Below are 14,068 nucleotides of genomic sequence, written 5' to 3'. Positions count from 1 at the left end.
GCCTTTTGTGCTTCCGTTTTCGAAGGGGAGTCGATATAATGGTGTTTAATATATTTCACAAGGTGTAAGCTTTACACGCACTCTATCGGATAGAAACCAAAATGCAGCGGACGGGGTGAGGGGATGGAGCTCAGGCAAATCCAATACTTTATGGAGGCGGCCAAGCTGGAGCATGTGACGGAAGCGTCGTATGCGCTGCATGTGTCGCAGTCGGCGGTCAGCCGGCAGATCTTTAAGCTGGAAGCAGAGCTGGGCGTCGATCTGTTTGTCCATGAAGGCCGCAAGGTGAAGTTGACGCCGATTGGGCGGCAGTTCCTGCAGCATATGGAACAGATGATGAAAGTAATCGAGCAGGCGCAGCAGGAGATTCACGAATATCTCGATCCGGAGCGCGGGACGGTGCGAATCGGCTTTCCGAGCAGCCTCGCTGCAAACCTGGTACCAACGGTTGTATCGGCTTTCCGACGCCGGTATCCGGAGGTCCATTTTCAACTGCAGCATGGATCGTATCGAGAACTCCTGGACTGGGTTGGCGGCGGCGTGATGAATCTGGCCATGATCGGCCCGGTCCCCCAAGGGGAACTGCAAGTGACAGGCGAGGCGTTATTCCGCGAAAATTTCAAGGTGCTGTTACCCGCCGGGCATCGATTAGCCGGCCGCGACTCGGTAGGGCTGGATGACCTGCGGGAGGATGTGTTCGTCTTATTTCCTAAAGGATTTATCCTGCGGGAAATCGTGGTCGATGCTTGCGACAAAATGGGTTTTCAACCGAAGGTTTCGTTTGAAGGGGACGATCTGGACGCGATCAAGGGACTGGTGGCCGCCGGGCTAGGTTTGACATTGCTTCCGGAGATCGCATTAGGGGAGCATATTCCCTCCACGATGGTGTCGCTGCCAATGATGGAGCCGCAAGTGACCCGGGACGTCGGGGTAATCATTCCGGCAAATCGGGAGCTTGCGCCGACCGAAAAGCTATTTTGCGATTTTTTGAAAGAGACATTACCTTCTACTTATGGAGTTTAGAATTCATCGAAAATTGATATCAATAAGGGCCGTGAATTTTATCACTTACACGGTCCTTTTTTATTGAAAATATGTTACAATTTATTCGGATTGTTCAAGGTTGAGATGTGCAAATTTTCACTAACTCGAAACGGGTTAGAGGCATCCAAAGGAGGAACACTATGCATGAACTGAAGTTCGGCAGGGAGTCCTCAGATTATCGCAAAGGAGAATCGAGTATGTCAGAAACAGTTACTGAAACGAAAGCGGAGCAATCTGCAGCCCCGAACGCAAGCGGACAGCAGGAGCTCCTGGAGCAGCTCTTGAAGCCGGAGGTACAGCAATCGTTGACGGCTCTGGTAGAGCAACTTCCGAAATTGAATGAACTCGTAGGGGTTTTGACGAAATCGTATGATTTTGCCAAAGGGGTGGCTGCGGATGATGTCCTGAAGAGCGACACCATCGGCGCGATTTCGGAAATTGCCGGGCCGGTCGTTGGTAAAGTGAAGCACCTGGCGGCGAACGTGATCGAAGCGAAGGATCGCGCCGAGGACAGTCAAGAAGTGATCGGCGTGTTTGGGTTGATGAAAATGCTGAAGGATCCGCAAACCCAAAAGCTGCTTCGTTTCATGAACGCTTATCTTCAAGTCTCCGGTGAACGGGACCGTCATCAAAACTAACGGAGGAATACGATTATGTCAAAACATATTGTAATTTTGGGCGCCGGCTACGGCGGCGTACTCAGCGCATTGTCGGCCCGTAAGTTCATGGATAAATCACAAGCTCGGATCACGGTGGTCAACCAATTTCCGACGCATCAGATCATCACCGAACTGCATCGCCTTGCGGCGGGCAGTATTTCCGAACGCGCAGTATCTTTGCCGCTGGAGAAGCTGTTCAAGGGGAAAGACATTGATTTGCGGATCGCCAAGGTAGAGAATTTTTCGGTCGATAAGAAAGAAGTGAAACTCTCCGACGGCACCGTCTTGTCCTATGACGCTCTTGTCGTGGGTCTGGGCAGCATTACCGCTTATTTCGGCATTCCGGGCTTGGAGAAGTACAGCATGGTTCTGAAATCGGCGGACGACGCCAGACGGATTCACGAGCATATTGAATCGCGCATTCGTGAATATGCTGCTTCCGGTAATGAAGCGGACGCGTCTATCGTAATCGGCGGCGGCGGATTGACCGGCGTTGAGCTTGTTGGGGAAATCGCTGACAAGCTGCCAGAATTGACGAAGAAATATGGCGTGAATCAAAGCGACATTAAGCTAATGCTCGTGGAGGCGGGACCGAAGATTTTGCCGGTACTGCCTGACGTATTGATTGAACGCGCCACAGCCAGCCTTGAGAAACGAGGCGTGAAGTTCTTGACGGGTCTGCCGGTAACCAATGTGGAGGGCAACACGATCGATTTGAAAGACGGGCAAAAAATCGTGGCAAACACCTTCGTTTGGACGGGCGGCGTGCAAGGGAATCCGCTCGTTGGCGAATCGGGGCTTGAAGTGAACCGTGGCCGTGCTTCGGTCAATGATTTCTTGCAGTCCGTCTCGCATTCGGACGTGTTCGTTGCCGGCGACAGCGCCGTTTACATGGGCGCGGATGGCCGCCCTTACCCGCCAACGGCGCAAATCGCTTGGCAAATGGGCGAGCTGATCGGCTACAACTTGTTCGCGTACCTGTACGGCAAGCAAATGAACGGGTTTAGCCCGGTTAACTCCGGTACGCTGGCCTCTCTGGGACGCAAAGACGCCGTGGCGACGATCGGTGCGAGCAATACCCAGCTGCGCGGGTTGCCAGCAACGATGATGAAGGAAGCGAGCAACATCCGGTATTTGTCTCATATCAAAGCACTGGACGCTTTGGCTTACTAAACTCAAGTCGATAAACAAAAGAGTCGCCTGAAGGACGAATCCTTCAGGCGACTCTTTTGTTTTCATTGGATTGTTTATACGATACCGTGAGCCAGCATCGCATTAGCGACCTTCAGGAAGCCGGCGATATTGGAACCTACAACCAGGTTGTCGGCATGGCCGAATTCCTCAGCCGCGTTCACGCTGCTTTGGTAGATATTGCGCATAATGTCCTTGAGCTTGGCATCCACTTCTTCGAAGGTCCAGGCGAGTCTAGCGCTGTTCTGCGCCATTTCCAACGCAGAGACGGCAACCCCGCCGGCATTGGCAGCTTTGGCTGGTCCAAAGTATACGCCGTTGTTCAGATAAACCTCGATGGCCTCCAGCGTGGACGGCATGTTCGCCCCTTCAGCCACATATTTGACGCCATTTGCGACAAGCTTTTTCGCTGCAGCTTCATTTATTTCGTTTTGGGTCGCGCAAGGCAGGGCAATGTCGCAAGGGAGGCTCCAGATCTTCTGGCAGCCTTCTACATACTCCGCAGATGGATGCTCGTTTACGTATTCGCTGATCCGTTTCCGTTCCACTTCTTTCAAGCGTTTCACCGTTTCGAGATCAATGCCGTTCTTGTCGTACACATAGCCGTTCGAATCGCTGCAGGCGACGACTTTGGCGCCAAGCTGCTGCGCTTTCTCGATGGCATAAATCGATACGTTACCGGAACCGGAAACGACGACCGTTTTCCCTGCGAAGCTATCGCCCCGACTCGCCAGCATCTCACTCGTGAAATAGACCAGCCCGTAGCCCGTAGCTTCGGTCCGCGTCAAGCTGCCTCCGTAGGTGAGGCCCTTACCGGTCAATACGCCGGTTTCATTGCCGTACAGCCGTTTGTATTGGCCGAACATGTAGCCGATCTCGCGGGCACCAACGCCGATATCACCAGCCGGTACGTCGGTGTCTGGGCCGATGTATTTGGACAACTCCGTCATGAAGCTTTGGGTAAAACGCATCACTTCAAGGTCGGATTTGCCTTTCGGATCGAAGTCGGATCCACCTTTACCGCCGCCAATCGGCTGACCCGTCAGGGAGTTCTTGAAAATTTGCTCGAACCCGAGGAATTTGATAATGCTGGCATTCACGGACGGATGGAAGCGGAGGCCTCCTTTGTACGGACCAATTGCACTGTTGAACTGTACCCGGAAACCGCGGTTTACCTGTACTTTGCCTTGATCATCAACCCAAGGTACGCGGAAGCTGACCATTCTCTCCGGTTCGACGATCCGCTCGAGAATCCCTTGCTCCTGATATTTCGGATGTTTAGCGAATACGGGTACCAAGGAGTCGAGGATTTCTTTGATGGCTTGGTGAAACTCAAGCTCCCCCGGATTCCGTTGTTGGACGGTTTCATATACCTGATTTACATAATTGCGAGCTGCCTCCAGGCCTGCTTCGCGCTGCTGTGTTAAAGCCATTGTCCACTCCACCTTTCTTGTGTGTATTATCGGATGAGTACGTTCACCATTTCACGATATTTATGACCTCTATTGTAATATTGATGTAAGCTATTAACAAAGCTAATTTGAGATCAAGTTGATGATCGCATGAGATGAACTGGAGCGGATGGACGGCCTTGCGGCCAGATGATCCAGGAGTATTATGCCCGGGGAAGCGGGGGTTCAGACGAAAAAACGGCCGGTTCCGCAAGGTCGATGGATGCGGTACTGGCCGTTTTGGGTCATCCTGATTATTTCTGGAAAGAGTTCCAATTCACGACTTGATCTACCGAAAGGCGTGGCGTTGGATGAGCCGCTTTTGCCGCTTTGCCGATCGCGATCAGCAGGATCGGTTTCAAGGTTTCCGGGACCTCGAAAGCTTCAACGAATTTTTCGGCGTTATATCCGCCCATTGGAACCGTATCGTAGCCTTTGGCTTTGGCGATCAGCATCAACTGCATCGACACCAATCCGGCGTCCAGTAAGTTGATTTGGTGCAATCGTTCCGGGCCCATGCCGCCATAACCTTTGTGCAGACGCTCGACAAAATTGGTTTTGATCTCTTCCGTCATGGCGCCAAGCTTAACGGCCTCGGCGTAGATTTCCTCGGCGCGCTCGTAGGATTGGAGATCGCCCAGTACGGCAATCACGGCCGCGGAATCAACGACCTGCTGCTGATTGTTGGCGATCGGGAGCAGCTTTTGCTTCAGCTCAGGCTCATCGATAATCAGAAAACGCCAAGGTTGCAGATTGGATGAGGACGGAGCGGACAAGGATAGCTCTACGATTTCCTTCAGCTCTTCCTTGGAAATTTTCACGGATGGGTCGTAAACGCGAACGGAATGTCTTTCCTGCAGTACGGTATAAAAATCATTTAAATCAACTTGATTGAGCGTGCTCATTTTCAGGCTCCACCCTTTCTATATTTCATTCTTCATGTGATCAGTATAATTCTCAACTGTTATAAACACAAGTACAGTTAGAAGTGAATGAAGGATTCGAAACTTGTGGTTAGTTAGGATAACCATTATCTTAAAGAGGTAGTTCATCGACTTTGAAATTTATTTCCAGGGAGGTTTCACATGACATTGCAGATCGGAATCGTAGGTACGGGTTGGTTTAGCAAGGTGCATGGTGACATATTGGCAGGAATGGACGGCGTCCGGGTGACGGCCGTTACCGGAACGACGGCAACCAAAGCGCAGGCCCTCGCCGACCGTTATCCGGGGGCGATCGGATTTGGCAGTTTAACGGATATGCTGGACTCGCAGAAGCTGGATGCCGTCTATCTTTGTATCCCGCCTATGGCGCACGGAGACATCGAAGCCGAGTTGATCGAACGAGGCATTCCCTTCTTCGTGGAAAAGCCGCTTGCTGCGGACCTGGCCACACCTCAGGGAATTCTTGCGCGTTTAGAGCAAAAGCCGCTCGTCCACGCGGTAGGCTATCATTTTCGTTATAAAGAATCGATACGCAGGTTAAAGGAATCGCTGGAGGGCCGGACGATTGGTATGGCGCTGGGAGCATGGATGGGCGATATGCCGCAGGTGGCCTGGTGGCGAAGCCAAGAGGGCTCAGGCGGGCAGTTCGTGGAGCAGACGACCCATATCGTTGACCTGCTTCGCTATACAGCTGGAGAGGTTACGGAGGTTTATGCCGCCTATGGGAATCGCGTTGTACAGGAACACTTTGATAACGTGACCGTGCCGGACGTCGGTACCGTCACGATGAAACTTCAAAGCGGGGCGGTGGCCACGATCTCCAATACCTGCATCTTACCGGGGGGCGTATCCGAAGTAGGGCTGCATCTATATACGGATTCTGGCATTCTGGCCTGGAGCCCAGAGCGGTTGGAGATCCATCTCCCGGGAACCAAGACGGCCTACACCGGACAGGATAATCCCTATGTAGCTGAGACCGAGGCGTTTATCCATGGCCTGCGTACCGGCGACACCTCGCGGATCTTGTCTGATTATGCCGATGCCGTGAAAACTCAGCGGATCACCTGCGCCGCCTTGGAGTCGGCTCGGACGGGGAATCCCGTATCTATTCACGAGTAAAAAGAAAATTTGAACTAAATGTGATTTTTTTCGTTGTGGAAAGATAAAGAATTACGCAATTGTAATCCGAATCACAATTCCCCTCGTGCCAAAATCTTATCCTGAGTCTGTCTAGAAGGAAAGGAGAGACGAGGGGATGAAGAGAAATCAAGCCCAAAACTCATTTTTGAAAGGGATTCTAATCTGTGTCCTTTTACTAAGCTTCACGGTGCTCATTGCCGGAGGATATTGGATTTTTAAATCGCAAGCGCCTACGCCGCTTAAAGTCGTGAATACCGCAGGCGAGGTATTGACGACCCAGGAGCAGATAACCGGCGGGCAAGCGGTATTTCAGAAGTATGGCCTGATGGATTACGCCACCGTGCTAGGACACGGTTCGTATTTGGGACCGGATTACACGGCCCAATCGCTGAAAATGGTCACGGACGCCATGCACGATCAACATGCGCAAGCGGAGTACGGTACGACTTACGCCGAACTGGATCCGGAGCAGCAATCGTTGATTTTTGAGAAGGTTAAGGCGGAGATGAAGCAGAACCGCTACGACAAGAACGCCAAGACCTTGGTGTTGACCGATGGCCAGGCCGAAGGGTTGGAGCGAGTCCGCGCCTATTATGACCAGGTCTTCACGGAAGGTGACGGACGCGGCATCCAGCCGAATTTGTTCGAAAACGAAACGATGCCGGAGGAAGGGCGCGCTTATGTGGCGCCGGGGGATATGCGCAAGCAAATCGCCGACTTCTTCTTCTGGACCGCTTGGTTATCCGGTACAGAGCGGCCGGGCGACACGATTACGTATACGAATAACTGGCCGTATTTCGAAGATGCGGGCAACACGATGAGTTATTCCGCCGTTCTTTGGAGCGGCATCAGTATGACGCTTTTCGTTTTGGTGCTCGGATTGGTGTTGTATTTCTACAACCGTTATAAGCTGCACATGCATGAAGCCTATGAACCGGGCAAATTCCCGGTGTTGGACCTGAACCGCATGCCGGTGACGGCTAGCCAGGTGAAGACGGCAAAATATTTTCTCGTTGTCGTGCTGCTATTTCTGATTCAAGTTGGTTTCGGCGCGCTGCTGGCGCATTATTACGTTGAACCCAACAGCTTCTTCGGGTTGGACTGGATCGTCAAACTATTCCCGTTCAATATCGCTAAATCCTATCATTTGCAACTGGTTATCCTTTGGGTAGCGACGGCTTGGCTGGGGATGGGGATTTATGTAGCACCGCTCGTTGGCGGCAAGGAACCGAAACATCAGGGGTTACTGGTGGATATCCTGTTCTGGGCGCTGGTAGTGCTTACAGCGGGGAGTACAATCGGCGAATGGCTCGGAGCGAAAGGCTATCTCGGCAACCTGTGGTTTTGGCTGGGTCATCAAGGCTGGGAGTACCTGGAGTTGGGCCGTTTCTGGCAGGTCCTGCTTGTTATCGGGATGGGGATCTGGCTGTTCATTGTGTATCGCGCCATTCGAAGCGCTTTGCGGAAGGAAACCGATAAGGGTGGCTTAACGCACTTGCTGTTCTATTCGGCGATCGCCGTTCCATTCTTCTATATCTTTGCGTTCTTCTTTAATCCGTCGACGTCCTTCACCTATGCGGACTATTGGCGCTGGTGGATCATCCATTTGTGGGTGGAAGGGATTTTCGAAGTGTTCGCCGTCGTTGTCATCGGCTTCCTCATGGTGCGAATGAAGCTGGTTACTAAGGAATCTACGGTGCGCTCCTTGTTGTTCCAGTTAATTTTGCTGCTGGGCAGCGGCGTGATTGGGATCGGCCATCACTATTACTACAATGGCTCGGCCGAAATCTGGATTGCCTTGGGTGCCGTATTCTCGGCGCTGGAAGTGATTCCGCTGACGCTGTTAATTCTGGAGGCTTACGACCAATACAAAATGATGAAAGACGGTGGTCAGACGTTCCCGTACACTTCTGCTTTCCGGTTCCTGGTATCGACGGCCATTTGGAACTTGGTCGGCGCAGGGGTGCTCGGTTACTTAATCAACCTGCCGGCGGTGAACTACTTCATGCACGGCTCTACGTTGACGACGGCTCATGCCCACGGTTCGATGATGGGCGTATACGGGATGTTTGCGATCGCTGTACTGCTGTATACAATGCGGAATATCGTGAAACCTGAGCAGTGGAACGACAAGTTGCTGCGTATCTCCTGCTGGGGGCTGAATATCGGTCTAACGGGGATGATCGTGATTACCCTGTTGCCAGTGGGTTTCATCCAGCTGAAGCATTCGTTTGATTTTGGCTTCTGGTCGGCGCGAGACTTCTCGTTCTATCAGCAGGATACGGTAAGCCTGCTGCTGTGGCTGCGGATGATTCCGGATACGATCTTTATTGTAGTGGGAATTCTGCCGCTGGTTTATGTGGTTGTACGTTCCATGTTCCACCTGCGCAAACCGAACGTCGCTGAAGAAGAAGTATTTGAGTAGGGGGCGGGGAGTATGGAGCATTCAACCCATATGTTGCGCTCCTTCCCCTTATTTCAGGGGCTGTCCCTGGACGAGGTGGCTCGGATCGGAGCGCTTACTGTTCCTAGGCTGCTAGGACGGCGTGTGGCCGTATTCCGGGAAGGAGACGAGGTAGAGGCGGTTTATTTTGTGGTGAACGGGCTCATTAAGACGAGCCGGACGGACGAGAAGGGCAATGAGCAAATCTTCTCGTTTCTGAAGCACGGCGACATGTTCCCGCTCACCGGCCGATTCGATGCAGAAGCCTCGCCGGTGACGGCCTCGACCGTCGTTGAGACCAGCCTGCTCGCGATCCCGCTCCGCTCCTTCGAGCAGCTTCTGGCGGGCTCGCCCGAGCTGGCATTTAAAATGATGGGGCTGATGAGCGGTAAAATCCGCGAGCTGCAAGGTAAACTGCTTAATTTTAATCAGCGGAGCGTAGAGGATCGGGGGATCTCGTTTCTGATTTACCTCGCGGAGCATTTTGGCATAGAGCGGGGAGGAGAAGTCGTCGTACCGATCCCTGTAACGCACCAGGAGTTGGCCAGTACGATTGGATTTGCCCGGGAAACGGTGAGCCGTCTGTTGACTAGCCTGCGCAGGGAAGGCATCGTTCAGGTCAGCCGCAAAGGGTTCGTCGTTCGAGATTTGCAGGCTTTGAAGGAAAAGGTGTGCGTCAAGGAGAATTGCCCCCATTGCCGGGAACTGAAGCGTCTCGAGCAAGGGTGAGGTATCGAGTCGTTATGCACTTGCTTCACAAGTTGGGTGAGCGCTAACGCCTGCCAGAAGCCTTATTTAGGCGAAATCAGGGTGGAACTATTTCTAACGCTGATCGGGAGTCTTAATGGGTGCGAAACCAGCCGTTTTAGCATAAAAATGGTTGAATAAACGTTGTGACAAGCGTTACATCTTTTTAGATGGGGTTTTGCGGCAAATAACGATGCTCATAAGCGTTACAGCCGGCGTAGGAAGCAGGCCCCTGTGTCCAACTATACGCACAAAATAAAACCCCTCGCTAACTCGCGAGGGGTTTCATTTATTTTATTCCAACGTGATGTTATACGTTACGATGTAGGACTCCTGTTCCGATTGGTCCACCTCTACATCCCCTTGCAGCAGGTGAATGATTTGGAGCAGCGGACCGGTCAGGCGGCCGTTGTAAATCTTCGTAGGCGCCTCTATAGGCGTCTCCGTGCCGTTCACGGTGGCCGTATCGGCACCGACAGCAACCTTGACCTCACGTTCGCCTCGGGTCAAACTGGCCGTCTTGTCGGCGGCGTTGTAGTTGAATTCGATGCCGGCGGCCAAAGCGAAGTCCTTGAGCGGAACGCGAACCTGATCGTCATCGGCTGGCGGCAGCTCATCGAAGGTGATCTCCTGGCCGTTCACATTGACGACTACAGAATACACCGGGCCATCCTCGTTGATTACGAGGCTTTGCACCTGCTCCTGCAGCAACTTGTTGTTCAACTCCACGTTTGCTGCGGTGACCTGATGGGTGCCGGCAGCGATTTCCTCGATGATCCGGCGATTGATAGCGGCGGAGTGATGCGACAAGTCTTTGTATTCGTCCAGATCATAAGTTAGGGTACTGTCACTTTGGAAATCATACACACGGACATTGGCAAAGGCGCTAAATCGCTCATACATGTATTTCTTCATTTCGAGCTGGTTTTCGAAACGATCCGGGTTCAGACTGTACCACATTTGCTGGCGTAATACGGAGTAAGGCGGATAGTAGATGATGAACTCGATATCCGGATGCGCCTCAATGAAGCTCATCGTATTGTCCTCGAAATTTTGCTTTACGACCTCCAAAGCGGGCTCGTAATCTGCCGTCAACTGCTCTGACAGCTTAGCTTCCTGCCATTTGGCAAACACCTGGGTTGGACCGTAGCTGGCAGAGACGTCCCAATTGTTCAGCAGGTCGAGATTGCGCAATTGGGGCATTTGACTTTTTGGCAGAAACAATGCGCCGAGGGCGTGCTTAACATCGGACACGTTGAGCAGATATTTATAATCGTTCCAGATCTTATCGTCGTATAAATAAAACGGGAAATTGGCCTCGTCCCGCACCGCATTGTCCCGGAACGAGAAATAGTCGATCCCCCACAACACCTTCTTCACCTGACCGGTTCCGACCGCGACATCGGCGATCATCCGCTGTTCCTTGGCGGTAGAGCCCTCCATCGACAACTTCATGACCTGGCCGCCAAGCCGTGCGCCGACTTCCGAAGGAACAAAGTTCTCGGTCATGGAGCTTCCGAGGATGATGGTGTCATAGGCGTAATTTTTGGCCAGACCCGGGTTTTGATATCGTTGCTGCTTGGTGAACAGCGGCGAATAGGAAGCCTTTCGGTAGAGCTGCAACGGATCGACGGCATACACGAATGAGCCGACCAGCACTGCGAACAACAGGACAAAAGCCATGAACCAGACGACGAAACGAATATTTTTCAAGGGAGATTCTCCTTTAACCAACGTCAAAAATTAGAACGTAAAATACAAGAATTCGCTGACCTGGTTGAAATACAGAATTGAAAACACAAACAGTCCGGCGATAAAGGCGGCATAACGCAAGTTCGGCTTGAACTTCAGCTTGAGCTCCATCGAATTCCGCGCGAACAACGCCAGGGCAAAAGCCGCGAGGACCAACAGCGCTTGGCTGGCCAAAGTGAGGGACACGTTAATGTCTCCGACACGAAACATGCCGCGCAATACCTTAAGCGCATCATCCCAAGAGGTAGCTCGGAAGAATACCCAGGTGAAGTTGATGAACAAGAAGGTGATCAGCCAGGCGCACCAGCGCGGCAGGACGACGCCTGTCTTTTGCCATAACCGCTGAATGACCTGAGCGATGCCGTGCATCAAGCCCCAGACGATAAATGTCCAACCTGCGCCGTGCCAGAAACCGCCGATCAGGAAGGTCGCCACCAGGTTAAAATAAGTGCGGAACGTCCCTTTGCGGTTTCCGCCAAGCGGGATATAGATGTAATCCTTCAGGAAACGGCTTAAGGTCATATGCCAACGGCTCCAGAAATCCTTAATGCTCAAGGCTTTATAAGGCGAATTGAAGTTGATTGGCAGCTTAATGTTGAACAGCAACGCGATCCCGATGGCCATATCCGAATAGCCGCTGAAATCAAAATAGAGCTGGAAGGTATAGGACAACGAAGTGATCCAGGCTTCAACAAATCCCAAATGGTTCGAAACATCAAAGCCCTGGGTGGCAATAGGTGCCAACGTATCGGCGATGACGACCTTCTTGAATAGCCCGACACAGAAAATAAAGAACCCGCGAGCCACATTGCCCGGAATGATCCGTTTGCTCCGAGGCCGATCGAATTGGGGCATCATTTCCTTGTGGTGCAAGATAGGGCCGGCGATCAGGTGCGGATAAAACGTAACGAACAGCACGTAGCTGACAATACTGTATTCTTTCGCCTTCCCTCGGTAGGCATCGACAAGGTAAGCGATTTGCGTAAAGGTGAAGAAGCTGATCCCAAGCGGCAATGCCAGCTCCAGCAGCTTGATATGCGAGGCAAACAGCGAATTGATATTTGTAATGAAAAAATCGGCATACTTGTAATAGCCCAGCAACAGTACGTTGCCGGTGATACCCAGCGTAAGCAGCAGTTTCCGCAGCCGGATCGGCTTGTCGGCGGAATGGTTAATCGAGCGCCCCATCACGTAGTTGAAGGCGATCGACGCCAGAATGAGCGGCAGCGACTTGATGCTCCAATAGCTGTAGAAGAACAGGGAAGCCGCGGCGAGCCAGAGCTTGCCGAATACGGGCGGGCATAGCCGGTTCAACAGAAAGTAAACGATAAACGAGATCGGCCAAAACGCAAAAATGAATTCGTAGGAATTAAAAAGCAAGACTACCGGCACCTCTCTCAATGCGAGAATCATAACTAATTAATCATATAATAGATCATGAGGGGCGGCAATGACATTTCCGCCCAGAAGTCGACAAAAAAAACGGCCCCGCCAAGGCGGAGCCCAAAGAAACAAGATATGAAAAATTAGGAGGAACCACATAGGAATAAAGCTTAAAAGTGCAGAACGGCGATAAGCATTGGAGCAACCCCTAACGTAAACAGGGCGGCTAAGATCATGGAGATGCTGGAAATGGTTCCAGTCAAGGAGCTTAGCTCGAACGCTTTGGATGTCCCCGTGCCGTGAGCACTGGTGCCGAACAGTACGCCACGGGCAACTTCGCCTTCGATGCGGAACAACTTCATGACCAATGGCCCCAGCATGGCGCCTAGCAAGCCGGTCAGAATAACGAATACGGCGGTTATATTCGGTACGCCGCCGATCACCTGCGATACGTTCATGGCAATCGGCGTCGTGACGGAACGGGGAATCAAGCTGGTAATCAGCTGGTCGTCCAGATGCAGCCATTCGGCCAAGAACGCCGAGGAGAACATGGCGACCACGGAGCCGCTTAGCACGCTAATGAGAATTTCCACAGCATGTTTTTTCAGCACATTGTAGTATTTGTACAAGGGAATCGCAAACGCGATCGTGGCCGGCTGCAGCATGCTGCTCAGCCACTTACCGCCGGAATGATAGGTTTCATAGGGAATTTGTGCCCACAGCAAGCCGATGACGAGAACCAACGGGGTGATCAGCAGAGGGGACAAATAGACCTTCGGCCGAATCCGATACAACCGTTTCGATAAACCGTAGATGATCAGGGTAGAAGCTAAACAAAATATGCCTACAATCATGAGATTCGGCCCTCCTTTCGTTTTTCGATACGCGAGGCGATCAGCCCGGAACAAGCCATGACGATAACGGTACTGAGGATCACGACGATCAAGATCCGAACGCCTTCGCTTTCGAGCAAGGGAATATATTGCATGACGCCGACAGCGGAAGGAACAAAGAACAGGAGCAGCTCGGCTAGCAGCCAGTTCGCGCCTCGTTCTATCCATTGCAGTTTAACGACGCCTGTTTTCAATAGGGTAAACAAGACGGCAATACCCAGAATTGATCCTGGAATCGGTAAATGGAGCAGCTCCGCGACCTTGTTCAGGGCAAATGAGACGAAGAACAGGATGGCGATCTGAAGGATCCCCATGCCGATCTCTTTCATCTTGTTCATATGAGCAGCTCCCTTCTGTTTTTGGTTGGTAATGAAATCTTACACCGATTGTTTTCATGAGTAAAATGAATATACTGAATGAG

Annotated in this window: 12 protein-coding genes; 6 read left to right on the top strand and 6 right to left on the bottom strand. The window is 52.0% G+C overall.

Annotated elements, in window-relative coordinates:
• The first annotated feature begins 123 nt into the window (after positions 1-123).
• The 3 genes from MKZ15_RS21920 (at position 124) to MKZ15_RS21910 (ending at position 2,876) form a co-directional block, all read left to right on the top strand.
• Positions 124-1,023, top strand: coding sequence for a LysR family transcriptional regulator (locus tag MKZ15_RS21920; protein ID WP_339818149.1), 900 nt, complete (start codon positions 124-126; stop codon positions 1,021-1,023).
• A gap of 218 nt (positions 1,024-1,241) precedes the next feature.
• Complete coding sequence (locus MKZ15_RS21915; protein ID WP_339818146.1) at positions 1,242-1,682, top strand: DUF1641 domain-containing protein; 441 nt, start codon at positions 1,242-1,244, stop codon at positions 1,680-1,682.
• Between the two features lie 15 nt (positions 1,683-1,697).
• Positions 1,698-2,876 (top strand): NAD(P)/FAD-dependent oxidoreductase, encoded by a 1,179-nt coding sequence (locus tag MKZ15_RS21910; protein ID WP_193417049.1) that lies wholly within the window; start codon positions 1,698-1,700, stop codon positions 2,874-2,876.
• Positions 2,877-2,950: 74 nt separating this feature from the next.
• Here the strand turns inward: MKZ15_RS21910 and gdhA are convergent, their stop codons facing one another.
• The gene (gene gdhA, locus MKZ15_RS21905; protein WP_339818143.1) at positions 2,951-4,327 is read right to left on the bottom strand and encodes an NADP-specific glutamate dehydrogenase; all 1,377 of its coding nucleotides are present in this window, start codon (positions 4,325-4,327) and stop codon (positions 2,951-2,953) included.
• 272 nt (positions 4,328-4,599) lie between these two features.
• The gene (locus MKZ15_RS21900; protein WP_213622261.1) at positions 4,600-5,250 is read right to left on the bottom strand and encodes a nitroreductase family protein; all 651 of its coding nucleotides are present in this window, start codon (positions 5,248-5,250) and stop codon (positions 4,600-4,602) included.
• 180 nt (positions 5,251-5,430) lie between these two features.
• Here MKZ15_RS21900 and MKZ15_RS21895 point away from each other — a divergent pair, with 180 nt between their 5' ends.
• The 3 genes from MKZ15_RS21895 to MKZ15_RS21885 all read left to right on the top strand — a co-directional run bounded on the left by MKZ15_RS21895 (position 5,431) and on the right by MKZ15_RS21885 (position 9,601).
• Positions 5,431-6,408, top strand: coding sequence for a Gfo/Idh/MocA family oxidoreductase (locus MKZ15_RS21895; protein WP_339818139.1), 978 nt, complete (start codon positions 5,431-5,433; stop codon positions 6,406-6,408).
• Between the two features lie 136 nt (positions 6,409-6,544).
• Complete coding sequence (locus tag MKZ15_RS21890; RefSeq protein ID WP_193417053.1) at positions 6,545-8,854, top strand: nitric-oxide reductase large subunit; 2,310 nt, start codon at positions 6,545-6,547, stop codon at positions 8,852-8,854.
• A 12-nt stretch (positions 8,855-8,866) separates the two neighbouring features.
• Positions 8,867-9,601 carry a Crp/Fnr family transcriptional regulator gene (locus MKZ15_RS21885; protein WP_155604883.1) on the top strand — a complete coding sequence of 245 codons (735 nt, stop codon included), beginning with the start codon at positions 8,867-8,869 and terminating at the stop codon, positions 9,599-9,601.
• Positions 9,602-9,913: 312 nt separating this feature from the next.
• On the opposite strand, the gene MKZ15_RS21880 is transcribed toward MKZ15_RS21885, so the two are convergent.
• From MKZ15_RS21880 to MKZ15_RS21865, 4 genes are all read right to left on the bottom strand, one after another.
• Entirely contained in the window at positions 9,914-11,332 is a 1,419-nt protein-coding gene (locus MKZ15_RS21880; protein WP_339818135.1) for a copper amine oxidase N-terminal domain-containing protein, read from the bottom strand.
• Positions 11,333-11,362: 30 nt separating this feature from the next.
• A complete protein-coding gene (locus tag MKZ15_RS21875) occupies positions 11,363-12,751 on the bottom strand; it encodes an MBOAT family protein (RefSeq protein ID WP_193417056.1) in 1,389 nt (462 codons plus the stop codon).
• Positions 12,752-12,924: 173 nt separating this feature from the next.
• The gene (locus tag MKZ15_RS21870; protein WP_155604886.1) at positions 12,925-13,608 is read right to left on the bottom strand and encodes a CidB/LrgB family autolysis modulator; all 684 of its coding nucleotides are present in this window, start codon (positions 13,606-13,608) and stop codon (positions 12,925-12,927) included.
• Entirely contained in the window at positions 13,605-13,985 is a 381-nt protein-coding gene (locus MKZ15_RS21865) for a CidA/LrgA family holin-like protein (protein WP_339818133.1), read from the bottom strand. Before MKZ15_RS21865 ends, MKZ15_RS21870 begins: the two co-directional genes overlap by 4 nt.
• Positions 13,986-14,068 lie beyond the last annotated feature (83 nt).

Source organism: Paenibacillus sp. FSL R7-0216, from assembly GCF_037969915.1.
GTDB classification, from domain to species: domain Bacteria; phylum Bacillota; class Bacilli; order Paenibacillales; family Paenibacillaceae; genus Fontibacillus; species Fontibacillus rhizolycopersici.
This window is presented reverse-complemented; position numbering and strand designations above follow the sequence as displayed.

Coding starts and splice junctions, on each gene's coding strand:
- MKZ15_RS21920 (WP_339818149.1), top strand. CDS start 124: ATGGAGCTCAGGCAAATCCAATACTTTATGGAGGCGGCCAAGCTGGAG.
- MKZ15_RS21915 (WP_339818146.1), top strand. CDS start 1,242: ATGTCAGAAACAGTTACTGAAACGAAAGCGGAGCAATCTGCAGCCCCG.
- MKZ15_RS21910 (WP_193417049.1), top strand. CDS start 1,698: ATGTCAAAACATATTGTAATTTTGGGCGCCGGCTACGGCGGCGTACTC.
- gdhA (WP_339818143.1), bottom strand. CDS start 4,327: ATGGCTTTAACACAGCAGCGCGAAGCAGGCCTGGAGGCAGCTCGCAAT.
- MKZ15_RS21900 (WP_213622261.1), bottom strand. CDS start 5,250: ATGAGCACGCTCAATCAAGTTGATTTAAATGATTTTTATACCGTACTG.
- MKZ15_RS21895 (WP_339818139.1), top strand. CDS start 5,431: ATGACATTGCAGATCGGAATCGTAGGTACGGGTTGGTTTAGCAAGGTG.
- MKZ15_RS21890 (WP_193417053.1), top strand. CDS start 6,545: ATGAAGAGAAATCAAGCCCAAAACTCATTTTTGAAAGGGATTCTAATC.
- MKZ15_RS21885 (WP_155604883.1), top strand. CDS start 8,867: ATGGAGCATTCAACCCATATGTTGCGCTCCTTCCCCTTATTTCAGGGG.
- MKZ15_RS21870 (WP_155604886.1), bottom strand. CDS start 13,608: ATGATTGTAGGCATATTTTGTTTAGCTTCTACCCTGATCATCTACGGT.
- MKZ15_RS21865 (WP_339818133.1), bottom strand. CDS start 13,985: ATGAACAAGATGAAAGAGATCGGCATGGGGATCCTTCAGATCGCCATC.